Below are 12378 nucleotides of genomic sequence, written 5' to 3'. Positions count from 1 at the left end.
GGTTAACGATAAATAAATTCGATTGAAAGGATAAATGAAAAGCGTATCGTTAGCCGGGTTAACCGGAGGTGATAAATATGTTGCGTGATTATTTGAAGATTGATGAAAGCGATCGTTTAGTTGAGCAGAGCTTGTTACGCCTGCACAACCGTGGACAGGAAGATGTCACCGAATGGCACATTGTCGGTGCCAACGGTGAGCAAAAGGGCAGCGTGGCGCTGTTCGATAAACTGAGTAACCGTCGCTCTTATCGCGTTAGTTACCGTATAACGCAAACCGATCCCGAGGGAAGGGTGATCGTCGATCATCTCACCGACACGTTGTGATTTTTGCCGTAGTCTTTGTTGGATTTGACCCGCCGCGTGGCGGGTTTTTTGCTGCTTCAGCGGCTGCCGCGCCGCCGCATTTCCACCAGCGTGCCAATCAGTTCCAGCGTACTTTTCTGACTCTGCTGCACGGGAAAATCTTCGTTCAGCGGCCGTAACGAGAAAATTTGCTCGTCGTGCATCCGAATAATTCGCACCATCGCGGCGTCATCTACCCGCGCCAGCACCACATCACCCGGCTGGGGCACGCGTTGCGGATCAAAGATCAACCGGTCGCCGGCGCGATACGCCGGGTTCATGGCGTCATCTTCCAGCGTTACCGCCAGCGCACCGTCGCTCAGTGCTTCGTCACTGTAAAGAAAGCGGACAGCCTGCTGCTGCCACTGCAGTCGCTGCTCATTCAGCCAGTCCGCGGCCTGCACCAGCGTGACCAGCGGCACGGCAGTGAGAGCGGGGGAAGCGTGCGTACTGGCAAACGGCTGGCCGTCGCCATCAATAATCCACGCCGCGCTACACTGCAGCAACTCCGCCAGCCGCAGCAGATGCTCACCGCGCGGCACCGTCTCTTCTTTCTCCCACTGCGAAACCGCAACGTGCGACACGCCAATGCCATTGGCCAGCGCCTGCTGGGTTAATTTCAGTGCCTTACGGCGCTGGCGAATGCGCTCACCACCAGATTCTTTTTTCATCATCTTGACAACTCCTCCAGGCTTGACTTAAGTATACTTAAAATCATTATTTAAAGTAAACTTAAATATGCCGCTGGCCGTGATACTGGCGAGGGAGGTCAGCGGGGTGTCCGGCTAACCCTCGCCAGGTGAGAGAGGTAGGGCATGGAGAGTAGTTTGGTCACCAGCGTAGGCGCACTGCTGCTTGGCGGTGGCGCGGCAGCGGTGTTCTGGAAACCCCTGATGGCGGGGATCGCGTCTATCGTCACCAGCAATCGCGCGGGCGGCGAGATCATCACCAGCTACAAAGAGCAGGTGCTGCTTCTCAAGGAGAGCCATGCGCTGATGCGCCAGGAAAACGATGAACTGCGTATCCGTCACGACAAAAACCTGCGGCGTATCTCATCGCTGGAGACCGATCTGCGTTTGATTAAGAACGCACTCGGTATCCTGCTGGCGACCACCGAAGCCGAGCACAGCGATAAGTTTCGCAGCCAGATTAATCAATTGATCACCACTCTGGAGGAGAACCGCGATGGTGCAGATAAACAGTGAACTGCTGGTGCGAAGCCACCGCCGTCATCTGATGCTGGGTGGCCTGCTGATGCTGTTATCGCTGCTGTGTGTGGCGATGACCATTCTGTTTCTTTACGTTAATAACGACGCCAACCGGCGCGTGGAGGAGATTCGCCAGCAGTACCGGGCGATCTCCGATCGACGCGAAGCAAAGGTCGCCGAACTGACCAGCCAGCTGGTTGAGCTGCAGAAAAAGCTGGATGCCCAGCCGCCGCGCAGCACCAGCCACACCTCAACGCCCTCCACGCCGCCGGCCGGTCAGCAAACCGCGCCACAGCCGCGGCGCTAAGGAGGACCTGATGCGTATTACTGAGCGGATCGCAGTCCGTTTGCAGCAACTGCGGTCTTTATTTAGCAATAAGGAGAAAATTATGAGCGATCAAACTGTCATCAACCCAACCAGCGCTGCGGCGCAACAGGAATTGTCACCGCTGGAGAGTTTTGCCAACGAAACGGCCAGCGCGCCAGCTGCCGCTGACAGCGCAACTGATAGCGTTGCCCAGCCAGCAACGCCGCCGGCAGCCGCAACGCCAGCTGCGCAACCGGCAGCGCCCGCCAGCGCTGAGCAACCGTTTCATGCGGATGCTCCGGTCGATCTCGATCAGCAGCTGGCAACGCAGGATACGCTGGCGAACGGCTCGGCCAGCGCAGGCGCCTCGGCGGCAGCCACGCCTGGCGTGCGCAATGCGCAGGCCGCCGCACCGGTTGCTGTCCCCGACGCGCCGGCTGCTGCGACCGCCGCCAGCGATGCGGTGGCGCAGGATATCAGCGCCGGGGTGAAGGACTTTGTCCAGGCCTTCAGCTTTGTTGAACAGGGTGTGCTGAAGCTGGGCAGCGCCGCGAAGGATGAACTTATTGCGCTGGCGAAGAAGTATCTGTAATTCAGACGGGCAGGGATGCCCTGATCACCCGTTCGGTCGCGAGATCTGCTTTTCCAGTTCCAGCGGGTTTCGCTGCCGGCTGTTAATCTTTTTAGCGGGCGAGCCGAAGTAGATCGACCACGCTTCGGTATCGCGCGTTATCAGTGAATTGGCGCCTACTGCGGTTCCCTCTGCCAGCGTAAGGCCCGGCATAATAATGGATTGCGAACCGACGATGACATGTCGGCCCAGCACCACTTTCCCCGAGGTGACGCCGGTCAGGTGGGCAGGCACGGTGGGATTGGTCATGAATTCCCCACTGTAGTCATCACTTTTCGAGTAGATTTTTACGCCCTGCGAAAGCCCCGAAAAATCCGCCATTTCCACACCGGCACCCGCCAGTACGGCGCAGTAACCGCCAATATGAATGTAGGAGCCAAGCGTCAGATACCCATCGCCGGCAGCCACGAGGGTCGAGAATCCGTCGATGCGCACGTGATCGCCAAGAGTGATATTTTGCAGGCCAATAATGGTGCAGTTTTTTGCCACCATGACCTGCCTGCCGACGTGTTTAAAGCCGAAGCTGTTCAGCTCATGTTCGGTGTAATAACCAGGATTGAAAGGTTCTGTCGACACAGTGCATTCTCCGGATGATCGGGGCTGGTGTGCCATTATAGGTGCGAAGGCAACAGTCTGTAGCGGAAGAAAAGCGCTAAATCTGACGTCAATTCATCGCAATCAGCCAGGAATGGAGAGTAAGTTAAGATAATTCTGCAGGCGGCTTCGCTATTATCTGCTAACTTTAATTGCTCAGGCGTTATTTTAACTGGCTTTATCAGCAAAAAGGAAAATAGCATGAGTGATACAGAGGCAATCAAAACCAAAACTGACTACCTGCGTGATGTCACCTCACAGCTAAAAGAGATGCGTCACTATGCGCAGACCAACACTGAGACGCTTTCCAGCCACTGGCTGGCCTTTGATGCCGGGGAGTATAAGGATAAAGAGTACGCCACGCGTTTTGATGCGCTGATCAACAAGCAGGGACAGCTGCTGGATGATATCGATCAGGCGATTCAGGATCTGGAAATCGACATCAATCACAGCGAGCAGGAAAGCTAAGCGCGGCTGCTGGTGGCCTAATCGGCCACCAGCCACATCTCGGCTTCATCGAACATCTCTTCAACAATACGCGCAATCGTCGCCTTGTCGTTTTTACTCATATCGGTTTCGATGGCGTTTCGCTCCATCGGCTTAACCCGCACCTCCAGATCCGGAAAGACGCGCTGCACGCGTTTCTCCAGCTCCTGCAAAATCATTTCGCGCGCGCCCGGTAAACCGGCTACGTTGCGCTTGTCGTAAATCAGCTCCACAAACATCAGGGCATTCCAGTAATCAAAGTGGGAGCGTCATATTACTGTAAATAAAACCAGTGACAAGCGGCAGGGCGGCAATTATTTTCATACGGGTGAAACAGCGCGGCGTAAAGATGCAACGACAGGGGAGTAAAGCGGGTAAAAGCAGAGGGCGCACGCAAAAAATCGAACCTCTGGAGGTGGAAATCCAGCAACACCTCCAGAGGCGGTGCAATAGCACCTTTCGTTCAAGGACAATCGACGACAGTCGTCGTGAGTAATAAGTTATACAACTTTTTCCATCTTGTACAACTTTTTCCCCGGAAATTTCTCTCCGATCGCCTTTTTATCAGTGCATCGCTTATAACTCGTTCTTAATACAGAACTCTTCCCACGTCATACCTAACGCTTCCGCGTGAGATTTCAGATAGGTTTCAATCGCTTGTGCAGCAACTGCTTTATCCGGTTCCGCCAGCTGGATGGAGAACAGCATGCCGTCGAGCTTCTTCTGACGCAGAAACGCGGCATAAATGCGCTCGGCGTGCCACGCGCGCAGTTCACGCAGGGACATATTGGCGGCGCCCGCATCACTCTCACTCAGTTCATCCAGCGCGGACTGAAAATCAGGGTGGGCGGTGAAAAACAGGCTGCGGGCCAGGGCGTAATACTCTTCAGGGGTTTTCATTCGGGGGTTCCTGCCGGTCAAATTGCGCGTTAGTGTAACCCGCACACGGCGACTTGTCAGGAACCCCGAATGTTTACTGCTGTGCGGCTTGCAGGCGCGTCACGTCCTGCTGATTTTTTTCCAGCGTTTGGTCCACCGTCAGCTTGCCCTGCAGCAGCGCCGCCAGATTCTGCCCGACGGCGTTACCCATCTGATCAAAGCCAGCAATGCTGACGTACTGCACACCGGTGTAAGGTACGGTGTTCAATGTCGGTTGATCGACGGTGGCGGATTCAATCGCGCTGCGCACCTGAGCGGCGTAAGGCGCCAGGCTCTGGTAGTTTGGCTGCTGGTAGGTTGAGTTGCGGCTGCCGGGTGGCACCGCTCCCCAGCCGACGGTATCCGCGACCTGCTGAATATACTGCCGCGAGGTCGCCCAGCTGATGAAGTCCACGGCGGCGGCGCGCTGCGGTGAGTTAGCCGGTACTGCCAGCGCCCACGACCACAGCCAGTGCGAGCCGTTGCGCGTAATGCCGCCCGGCGCCGGCGCAAACGCCAGCTTGTCCGCTACCAGCGAGATCTGCGGGTTAATCAGCAGCCCGGCGGCGACGGTACTGTCGATCCACATCGCGCATTTTCCCTGTGCGGTGAGACGCAGGATCTGGCCAAAGCTATTGCTGGCCGTATCCGGCGGACCGTCCTGTTTCACCATCGCCAGATAATCGGTCAATACCTCACGCCACTCTGGCGAATTCAGCGTCGGCTGCCAGCGATCGTCAAACCACTGCGCACCATAGGCGTTGGCCATGGTGGTGAGCAGGGCCACGTTATCGCCCCAGCCGGGCTGGCCGCGCAGGCACAGGCCATAGATACCGTGCTGAGGATCGGTGAGTTTCGCCGCGAAATTTTTGATGTCGGTCCAGTCGGGATCGTCCGGCATGGTCAGCCCTTTCGCCGCAAACAGATCTTTGCGGTAATAGGTCATGCTGCTTTCCCCGTAAAACGGTAGCGCGTACAGCGTTTGCTGCCAGGACAGTGCTTTGCGCACCGGCGTCAGCAGATCGTCGCTGTCATACTCTGGCGGCAGGTTATTAAGCGGCGCCAGCCAGCCTTTTTTACCCCACAGCGGCGCTTCATAGGTACCCACGGTAATCACATCAAATTTTGCGTCACCGCTGTTCATGGCTGCCAGCACCGCCTGGCGCAGGGCGCCATCATCCATCACGTGCCACTGCAGTTTCACGTCCGGATGCTGCTGTTCGTAACGGCTCGACAGCTGCTGCATGATAGTCATGTCACCATTGGCAATGGTGGCGATATTGAGCGTGGTGGCGGCCTGGCTGAGCAGCGGCAGCGCGGCCAGCAGCGCAATTATGGTACGCTTCATGGCGGCTCCTTATGGCTGCTGCAGGCGGAAGAACGCCATTTTTTCCACCAGCAAACCGGCATGCTGGCTCACCGTCTGGCTGGCCGCGCTGGCCTGCTGCACCAGCGATGCATTCTGCTGGGTGGCGCCGTCCATCTGGATTACTGCGGTGTTCACCTGCTCAATGCCGCTGGATTGCTGGCGGCTGGCCACAGCGATCTCACCAACGATATCCACCATGCGCGCCACGCCGTGGTTGATGTCGTTGAGCATCTCGCCAGAGCGCTGCACCAGCGCGCTGCCGGCTTCGACTTTACCCACGCTGGCATCGATTAGCGCTTTGATCTCTTGTGCTGCACCGGCCGAACGCTGCGCCAGCTGTCGCACCTCTGACGCCACCACCGCGAAGCCGCGTCCCTGTTCCCCGGCGCGCGCCGCTTCCACCGCCGCATTGAGCGCCAGCAGGTTGGTCTGGAAGGCGATTTCATCAATTACGCGGTTGATATCCGCGATGCGCTTGCTGGAGGATTCAATCTCCTCCATCGCACTTACCGCGTCGCGCAGTACACCGCTGCCGCGCTCGGCCTGATGGCGCACATCGCTTGCCAGCTCGTTGGCCTGTGCGGCGTTGTCCGCGTTGTGTTTCACCGTGGCGGTCATCTGCTCCATACTGGCCGCAGTCTGCTCCAGCGAACTGGCCTGCGCGTGGGTGCGCTCCGACAGATCGTCGTTGCCATCCGCCATCTGCCGTGCCGCATCGCTCAGTGCATGGGCACTTTCGCCCACCTCGCGCACGATCTCCGCCAGCCGCACATCCATGCGCAGCAGCGCCTGCATCAGTTCACCCATCTCATCGCGCGTTACCGTACCGATACGGTGATTGAGCTCGCCGCCGGCAATGGCATCCGCCAGTTCGCGCGCCTGGGCGATGGAACGGTTAATCGAGCGGATCAGCAGCCAGCCGGAGACCAGCGCCAGACTCAGACCCAACAGCAGGATGGCGATCAGGCTATTGCGTGCCAGCAGGTAGTCGCGGTTGCCCTGCTGCCAGGCCGTCTGCGCATGCTGCCGCATCAGCGTATCCAGCTGGTCAATGTCCTGTTGCAGCAACTGGCTACCGCTGCGCAGGCGGGTTTCGATGACCACCAGTGCGGCGGACGGGTTACCGCCTTTCAGCAGCTCACCGGCTTCGTGCAGCGCACCCTGCCAGCCGTCGAGATGGGTCAGGAAGCGCTGGCTGAGCGGTTTGGTCTGCGCATCAAACGCCAGCTGCTGCCAGGTATGGCGATCGGCGTTGATTTGCTGACCGTACTGCGCAATGCGCGCCAGGCGTTTTTCTACTTCACTGCTGTCGGTCCAGTAGCGCAGCGCATCGAACAGGGTAGCGGATTGCTCCTGCACCATGCGGTACAGGCGTGAAGAGTATTGCAGCGGGAGCAACTCGTTCTGATAGGCATTCTGCGCGCGCTGATCGGCAGCGCGCAGGCCGATAATTCCCCAGACGGCAGCAATAATCAGTAACAGGCACAGCAGGCTGACAATCGCAGCCAGACGTGCACGAAGGGTCAATCGCATAACAGCGTTCTCCGAAACCAGGGTGAGTAAGTCGTCAATATTGTTATGGGTGCAGGTGCTTTAGACTTCACAACAGGTTATCGGCGAAGAGTTGAACAGCTTGAGGGCGCCGGAGAAAGAGAAGGGGGATTCCACCGCAGATACCTTGCGTCACGCCGGGAAAACATTATAACGTAGCCGCCATTGATGCGAGTGTAGGGACCGAAGATGAAAAAGTGGATGGTACTGGCCGCGCTGGCGCTGAGCGGCTGTGCGCAAATCAACAGTTATGACGAAGCGGTAAAAACCCCGGCACCGCTGGAACTGCAGGGTAACTGGCAGACGATGGGACCGCAGAGCAAGCTGATCAGCAGCGAGGCTATGGCCAGCCTGATCGTCAGCGCTGATGGCACTACCCTCGACTGCCGCCAGTGGCAGCGGGTGATTGCCAAACCGGGCAAGCTGACGCGCCTGGATGATGACTGGGTTAACGTTAACCGTCAGGCGCGCGTGATGCCGCTCTCGCTGGAGAACGGTGAACTGCACTACGATGGCCTGACGCTGCGTAAAGTGGATCGCCCAACCGTCGAGTGCCAGCAGGCGCTGGACGAAGTGGCAAAGCGTCCTGGCGACGCGGTGATTCAGGATATTGAGCCGCAGATTCTCAGGCCGGTCACGGCAGAGAAATAAAGGACAGAGCTGAAATGCTTTTCTTCCTCTCCCGGCTGCGGGAGAGGACATTTCATCAGGCTGGAACGGTTATCGCTTCTGCAATAAATAGCTGTTTTCAAAGCCGGGCAAACTGCCAATCACATCGAAACCATTAAAATAGCCACCCGCGCGTAATAAATCCACAGCAGGACCGACCTGCGGTGAATACTGGTGATCGCGATAATCGTCAAAGACGATAAAGCCGCCTTGCACCAGGGTGGGCGAATATAACAGGAAATCGAGCAATACATGGCGGCCTTCGTGTCCACCGTCAATATGCAGTAATACGGTGCGCGGATTAAGGGCCTGCACTCGCTCAATACTTAATTCAGAGTAGCCACGGATGAGATTAACCTGGGGAAACAGCTTTTCGTGATAAAAGCGCAGCTCACTTTCCTGATTTGCCAGCTCCATGGGATCGATGCTGATAATGCGACGTTTATGCTGGCAAATTTCATTCATGAAAGCCGTCGATTTCCCTTTCCACACGCCGATTTCAATGATGTCACCCGCCACATTATTATGCTCGAGTAACCAGCAAAGATAACCCAGGCATTTTACATGGCTATGGAAAGAGAGTTCACGGCGCGCCATGGCCAGCTCTGCCGGTAATTCTGCCTGCGCCTGTGCCAGAGCATCACCGACCTTATCCCAGGTGTCATCGATGAGCTGCTGTATTTCAGGCTCCTGAAAAAAAACTTTTAAATCCGCGATATCGAGCATGTCGTTGCCTTATAAAGAGAGAATACAGCCGGCAAGGCTGAAAAGGTCTGCGTTAAATGTGCCACAGTTGCCATCATTCAAGGCGGTAATAAGGCTCAGTTTAAGGGGGTAATTAAACGCTTAGCATGGCGGGGGCGGTAAGAATCCAGGGAGAACAGCGTCTCCCTGACAGAGAGGATTATAAATCGCTGGGATAAAGCACCTGACTGGAAAAACGACCATACGCGTTGGTGACTTTCTGTTGCTGCGTGGTTTGCTGGACCAGCGAACGCAGTTCTTCCATGCGGGTCGCCATCAACTGCTTAATCTCAAGCTCATTGTCCATCACCTGCTTCAGCATAGGCCGTAACTGGACACGCAGCGCAGCAGGCAGGGCGGAGGTATCACGGTCGCGCGCTACGAGCGTAACGCTGCTCACGTAAACTGCCTCATTGGCCACTAAATCATCCCAGTGCCCCTGGCGCGCCTGTTTCAACATCTGATTACTCAGGCTGAGCAAACGCTGATACCCCTGCAGCAGGTCGTTATCTGAAGTCATGGTTACGCTTCCTGAACGGCGTGAGGACCAATTTGTTTCCACGCGTCGGCAATGTTGCTCAGCAAGCGCTCGACTTCCGCAATCGCTGCCGGATCGTTGTGCAGGTTGGCTTCCAGCAGACGGCGGGTCATGTATTCGTAAAGATTATCCAGATTGGCAGAAATCTCTCCACCGGCTTCATGATTCAGCCCGGCGCGTAAGCCATTAGTAATGATATTAATGGCTTTCGACAGCGCCTGGCCTTTACCGGGAATGTCGCCCTGATCCATCAGAATGGTGGCTTTCTTCATGGCGCTGAGCGCGCCATCAAACAATAAAACCACCAGCTGATGTGGGCTGGCGCTTAACACGGCACTTTCCAGACCGACCTGTGCGTAGGCCTGCGTTCCCGATTTAGCGTACATATTTAACTCCTGTTAACTGCTCATGTTCGCGAACTGCTGCGTCAGATAGTTCTGGGTCTGGGTCATGGATGAGACCAGCGTATTCAGGTTCGTGAACTGGGTCTTGTAGCGCGCCATAGTGGCGGTAATCTGTGCGTTTACCCGATCGTAATCGTCAGACAGTTTTTTCAGCGTTTTATTGATGCCATCAGTGGCGTTCTGTACAGAGCCATTGCTGCCTAAAATCTGATCCAGATAGTTACTGGTTTGCGTCGCAAAGCCGGTGGTTTTGCCGTCACCGGACAGGAAACTGACCACATCCGCCGATTTTTCATCCAGCGCTTTGTTCAGTTTGGTGCTGTCGACGGTCAGCTTGCCATTCACATCCTGGGTAATGCCGATCTGTGACAGCAGAGAAATACTGCCGCCGCTCTGGGCACTGGTGGACAGCTTGGAGCGCAGGCTGGTCTGAATGTTACGCAGCGTGCCATCACCTAACAGATCGCCATTGCTGGAGTCCTGCGAGGTACTGCCCTGATCCACGGCGGTGTATTTGGTCTGGTTACTGATGGTGGTCTGCAGCGAGTTGTACGCGTCAACGTAAGCCTGCACCGCGGCGATCATCGGCGCATTATCCTTGGTGACGGATAAGGTTTCCGGGCTGCCAGTGTTGGTTTTAGTCAGGTTCAGCGTGACGCCTTCCGGCGCATCAGTAATGGTGTTGCTGCTGCGGGTGATGGCGACGCCATTGATGCTCAGTTTGGCATCGGCTGCTTCCACCTGCTCCGTCATACCATTGCTGCTGCCACCTTTGGTAAAACCAATGTACTGCGCCAGGGCGCTGTCATCGGTAGAAACCGTCATCTCGTTGGTGGTGCCGGTATCACGCGAGGTCAGGGCCAGATAATAGGTATTGTCATCGGACTTGATAATACTGGCGGTAACGCTGCCCTGCTGTTTGTTAATCGCATCTTTAATGTCCGTCAGGCTGGTTTGATCTTTGCTCAGCGTGATGGTCATTGGGTCTTTCTGACCCGGTTGCGTAATGGTGATGGTGCGCGAGGCGAGGCTGGAATCGCCTAAATCGCCATCTTTACTGGTCGCGCTTTTCGACAGCAGCGACTGCGCTTTAGCCAGTTGGGTGACTTCTACCGAAAAGTTACCGGCCGCCGCATCATTGGCCAGCGTGGCGGTGAACGCGGTGTTGGTGCTGCTGACTTTTGTTGAGGCAATTGCAGATGTGTCTTTGAGCGCTGCGGCAGCTGTCTGGACTTTCGCCAGTGCCGTTTGCACGACGCCCCATGCTGTCAGCTTGGCTTTATAAGAGGTTTGCTGATTTGTAATTGGCGTCAGGTTGGCTTTTTCTGCCGTTTCAAGCTGGTCATACAGATCGCTCAAACCCAGGCTATTACCAGCATTGAGGTTACTTACACTTGCCATGTTGTAATCCTTTATAGGTGGATAATCACTGAGGAGGGTATCGGCAGTGAGCGGAAAAATATTAGACAAAATATAAAAAAACAATGAGGCAAATAAAGAAGGGATAAGGGCCTGTTTTCGGGGTTTAAAAAAATAGCTAAGGTTTTCTCAGGCACCGACGATAACCAAAGCAAGCTGAATGGCCTCGGGCCAAAAGCCCGATAGAATCTCAACTCATTGACTCAAGGAATTTATCATGGCCGTTATCAATACCAACACATTGTCGCTGACCACGCAAAACAACCTGTCCAAGTCACAGGCTTCTCTGGGTACCGCTATTGAGCGTCTCTCTTCTGGTCTGCGTATTAACAGCGCCAAAGATGATGCTGCAGGTCAGGCGATTGCTAACCGCTTCACCTCTAACATCAACGGCCTGACCGTTGCTGCCCGTAACGCCAACGACGGTATCTCACTGGCTCAGACCGCTGAAGGCGCGCTGTCCGAGATCAACAACAACCTGCAGCGTGTACGTGACCTGACCGTACAGGCGCAGAACAGCTCGAACTCTGCCTCAGACATCGACTCCATCCAGGCTGAAGTTAACCAGCGTATGGAAGAGATCAACCGCGTAACGTCGCAGACCGACTTCAACGGCATCAAAGTGCTGAACACCGGTTCCGGCTCTACCGACTACAGCTTCCAGGTGGGTTCAAAAGATGGCGAAACCATCGCTATCACCATCAGCTCCAGCGATGGTTACAACCTGGCGAAAGCGGGCACCAGCGGCACCGCACTGAACACCCGTGCGATGACCTCAGGCGATACCGTTAACGGTACCGCGCGCTCTACTGAAGCCGTTGGTTTTGACGTGCTGAAAGGCGCAGTCACCGGCGGCGCGTCTGGCGCAGCGTCCGGCACCACGCCACTGGCAGACATCGATGCGGCCATCAAATCTGTTGACTCACAGCGCAGCCTGCTGGGTGCCTCACAGAACCGCTTTGAGTCAACCATCACCAACCTGAACAACACCGTGAACAACCTGTCAGCTGCGCGCAGCCGTATTCAGGATTCTGACTACGCGACAGAAGTGTCGAACATGTCGCGCGCGCAGATCCTGCAGCAGGCAGGTTCTTCGGTGCTGGCACAGGCCAACCAGGTGCCACAGACCATGCTGTCTCTGCTGCGTTAATTCTCTCGCGCACAGACCGGGCCCCGCATGGGGCCCTTTTTTATTT

At 56.1% G+C, this 12378-nt stretch carries 17 protein-coding genes; 7 read left to right on the top strand and 10 right to left on the bottom strand.

What is annotated here, in order from left to right; translation table 11 throughout:
* Positions 1–77: 77 nt before the first annotated feature.
* Entirely contained in the window at positions 78–326 is a 249-nt protein-coding gene (locus KOL70_RS07080) for a hypothetical protein (protein ID WP_021509875.1), read from the top strand.
* 56 nt (positions 327–382) lie between these two features.
* On the opposite strand, the gene KOL70_RS07075 is transcribed toward KOL70_RS07080, so the two are convergent.
* Positions 383–1018, bottom strand: a complete 636-nt coding sequence (locus tag KOL70_RS07075; RefSeq protein ID WP_215480445.1) for a S24 family peptidase — start codon at positions 1016–1018, stop codon at positions 383–385.
* Between the two features lie 141 nt (positions 1019–1159).
* On the opposite strand from KOL70_RS07075, the gene KOL70_RS07070 reads away from it, so the two are divergent.
* The 3 genes from KOL70_RS07070 (at position 1160) to KOL70_RS07060 (ending at position 2451) form a co-directional block, all read left to right on the top strand.
* On the top strand, positions 1160–1549 hold the full coding sequence (locus KOL70_RS07070; protein WP_031280179.1) for a hypothetical protein: 390 nt from the start codon (positions 1160–1162) through the stop codon (positions 1547–1549).
* Positions 1530–1859 (top strand): hypothetical protein, encoded by a 330-nt coding sequence (locus tag KOL70_RS07065; RefSeq protein WP_248295873.1) that lies wholly within the window; start codon positions 1530–1532, stop codon positions 1857–1859. The genes KOL70_RS07070 and KOL70_RS07065 overlap by 20 nt, the downstream gene beginning before the upstream one ends.
* Before the next feature lie 82 nt (positions 1860–1941).
* Complete coding sequence (locus KOL70_RS07060) at positions 1942–2451, top strand: hypothetical protein (RefSeq protein ID WP_152999265.1); 510 nt, start codon at positions 1942–1944, stop codon at positions 2449–2451.
* Between the two features lie 24 nt (positions 2452–2475).
* Here the strand turns inward: KOL70_RS07060 and KOL70_RS07055 are convergent, their stop codons facing one another.
* Positions 2476–3102 carry an acyltransferase gene (locus tag KOL70_RS07055; RefSeq protein WP_215480444.1) on the bottom strand — a complete coding sequence of 209 codons (627 nt, stop codon included), beginning with the start codon at positions 3100–3102 and terminating at the stop codon, positions 2476–2478.
* Between the two features lie 183 nt (positions 3103–3285).
* Here KOL70_RS07055 and KOL70_RS07050 point away from each other — a divergent pair, with 183 nt between their 5' ends.
* Entirely contained in the window at positions 3286–3552 is a 267-nt protein-coding gene (locus tag KOL70_RS07050) for a hypothetical protein (protein WP_215480443.1), read from the top strand.
* A gap of 17 nt (positions 3553–3569) precedes the next feature.
* Here the strand turns inward: KOL70_RS07050 and KOL70_RS07045 are convergent, their stop codons facing one another.
* The 4 genes from KOL70_RS07045 to KOL70_RS07030 all read right to left on the bottom strand — a co-directional run bounded on the left by KOL70_RS07045 (position 3570) and on the right by KOL70_RS07030 (position 7390).
* Positions 3570–3809: a DinI-like family protein gene (locus tag KOL70_RS07045; protein ID WP_021509882.1), complete on the bottom strand. Its 240-nt coding sequence runs from the start codon at positions 3807–3809 to the stop codon at positions 3570–3572.
* A 337-nt stretch (positions 3810–4146) separates the two neighbouring features.
* Entirely contained in the window at positions 4147–4470 is a 324-nt protein-coding gene (locus KOL70_RS07040) for a DUF6388 family protein (protein ID WP_215480442.1), read from the bottom strand.
* Positions 4471–4543: 73 nt separating this feature from the next.
* A complete protein-coding gene (locus tag KOL70_RS07035) occupies positions 4544–5836 on the bottom strand; it encodes a sugar ABC transporter substrate-binding protein (RefSeq protein ID WP_215480441.1) in 1293 nt (430 codons plus the stop codon).
* Between the two features lie 9 nt (positions 5837–5845).
* A complete protein-coding gene (locus tag KOL70_RS07030; protein ID WP_058757409.1) occupies positions 5846–7390 on the bottom strand; it encodes a methyl-accepting chemotaxis protein in 1545 nt (514 codons plus the stop codon).
* Positions 7391–7597: 207 nt separating this feature from the next.
* Between KOL70_RS07030 and yedD the strand changes: the two genes are divergently transcribed.
* Positions 7598–8059 carry a lipoprotein YedD gene (yedD, locus tag KOL70_RS07025; protein WP_058757410.1) on the top strand — a complete coding sequence of 154 codons (462 nt, stop codon included), beginning with the start codon at positions 7598–7600 and terminating at the stop codon, positions 8057–8059.
* 69 nt (positions 8060–8128) lie between these two features.
* On the opposite strand, the gene KOL70_RS07020 is transcribed toward yedD, so the two are convergent.
* The 4 genes from KOL70_RS07020 to fliD all read right to left on the bottom strand — a co-directional run bounded on the left by KOL70_RS07020 (position 8129) and on the right by fliD (position 11164).
* On the bottom strand, positions 8129–8803 hold the full coding sequence (locus tag KOL70_RS07020) for a class I SAM-dependent methyltransferase (RefSeq protein ID WP_058757411.1): 675 nt from the start codon (positions 8801–8803) through the stop codon (positions 8129–8131).
* 178 nt (positions 8804–8981) lie between these two features.
* A complete protein-coding gene (fliT, locus tag KOL70_RS07015; RefSeq protein WP_058771163.1) occupies positions 8982–9341 on the bottom strand; it encodes a flagella biosynthesis regulatory protein FliT in 360 nt (119 codons plus the stop codon).
* A gap of 2 nt (positions 9342–9343) precedes the next feature.
* Complete coding sequence (gene fliS, locus KOL70_RS07010) at positions 9344–9745, bottom strand: flagellar export chaperone FliS (RefSeq protein WP_021509889.1); 402 nt, start codon at positions 9743–9745, stop codon at positions 9344–9346.
* Positions 9746–9757: 12 nt separating this feature from the next.
* Positions 9758–11164: a flagellar filament capping protein FliD gene (gene fliD / locus KOL70_RS07005; RefSeq protein WP_021509890.1), complete on the bottom strand. Its 1407-nt coding sequence runs from the start codon at positions 11162–11164 to the stop codon at positions 9758–9760.
* A 235-nt stretch (positions 11165–11399) separates the two neighbouring features.
* On the opposite strand from fliD, the gene KOL70_RS07000 reads away from it, so the two are divergent.
* Positions 11400–12332, top strand: coding sequence for a flagellin (locus KOL70_RS07000; protein ID WP_058757414.1), 933 nt, complete (start codon positions 11400–11402; stop codon positions 12330–12332).
* Positions 12333–12378 lie beyond the last annotated feature (46 nt).

It is taken from the genome of Pantoea sp. B270 (assembly GCF_018726825.1).
In the GTDB taxonomy this organism is placed as follows: Bacteria; Pseudomonadota; Gammaproteobacteria; order Enterobacterales; family Enterobacteriaceae; genus Pantoea; species Pantoea dispersa.
Note: the sequence above shows the minus strand (reverse complement) of the source record. Positions and strands in the feature narration are given on the sequence as shown.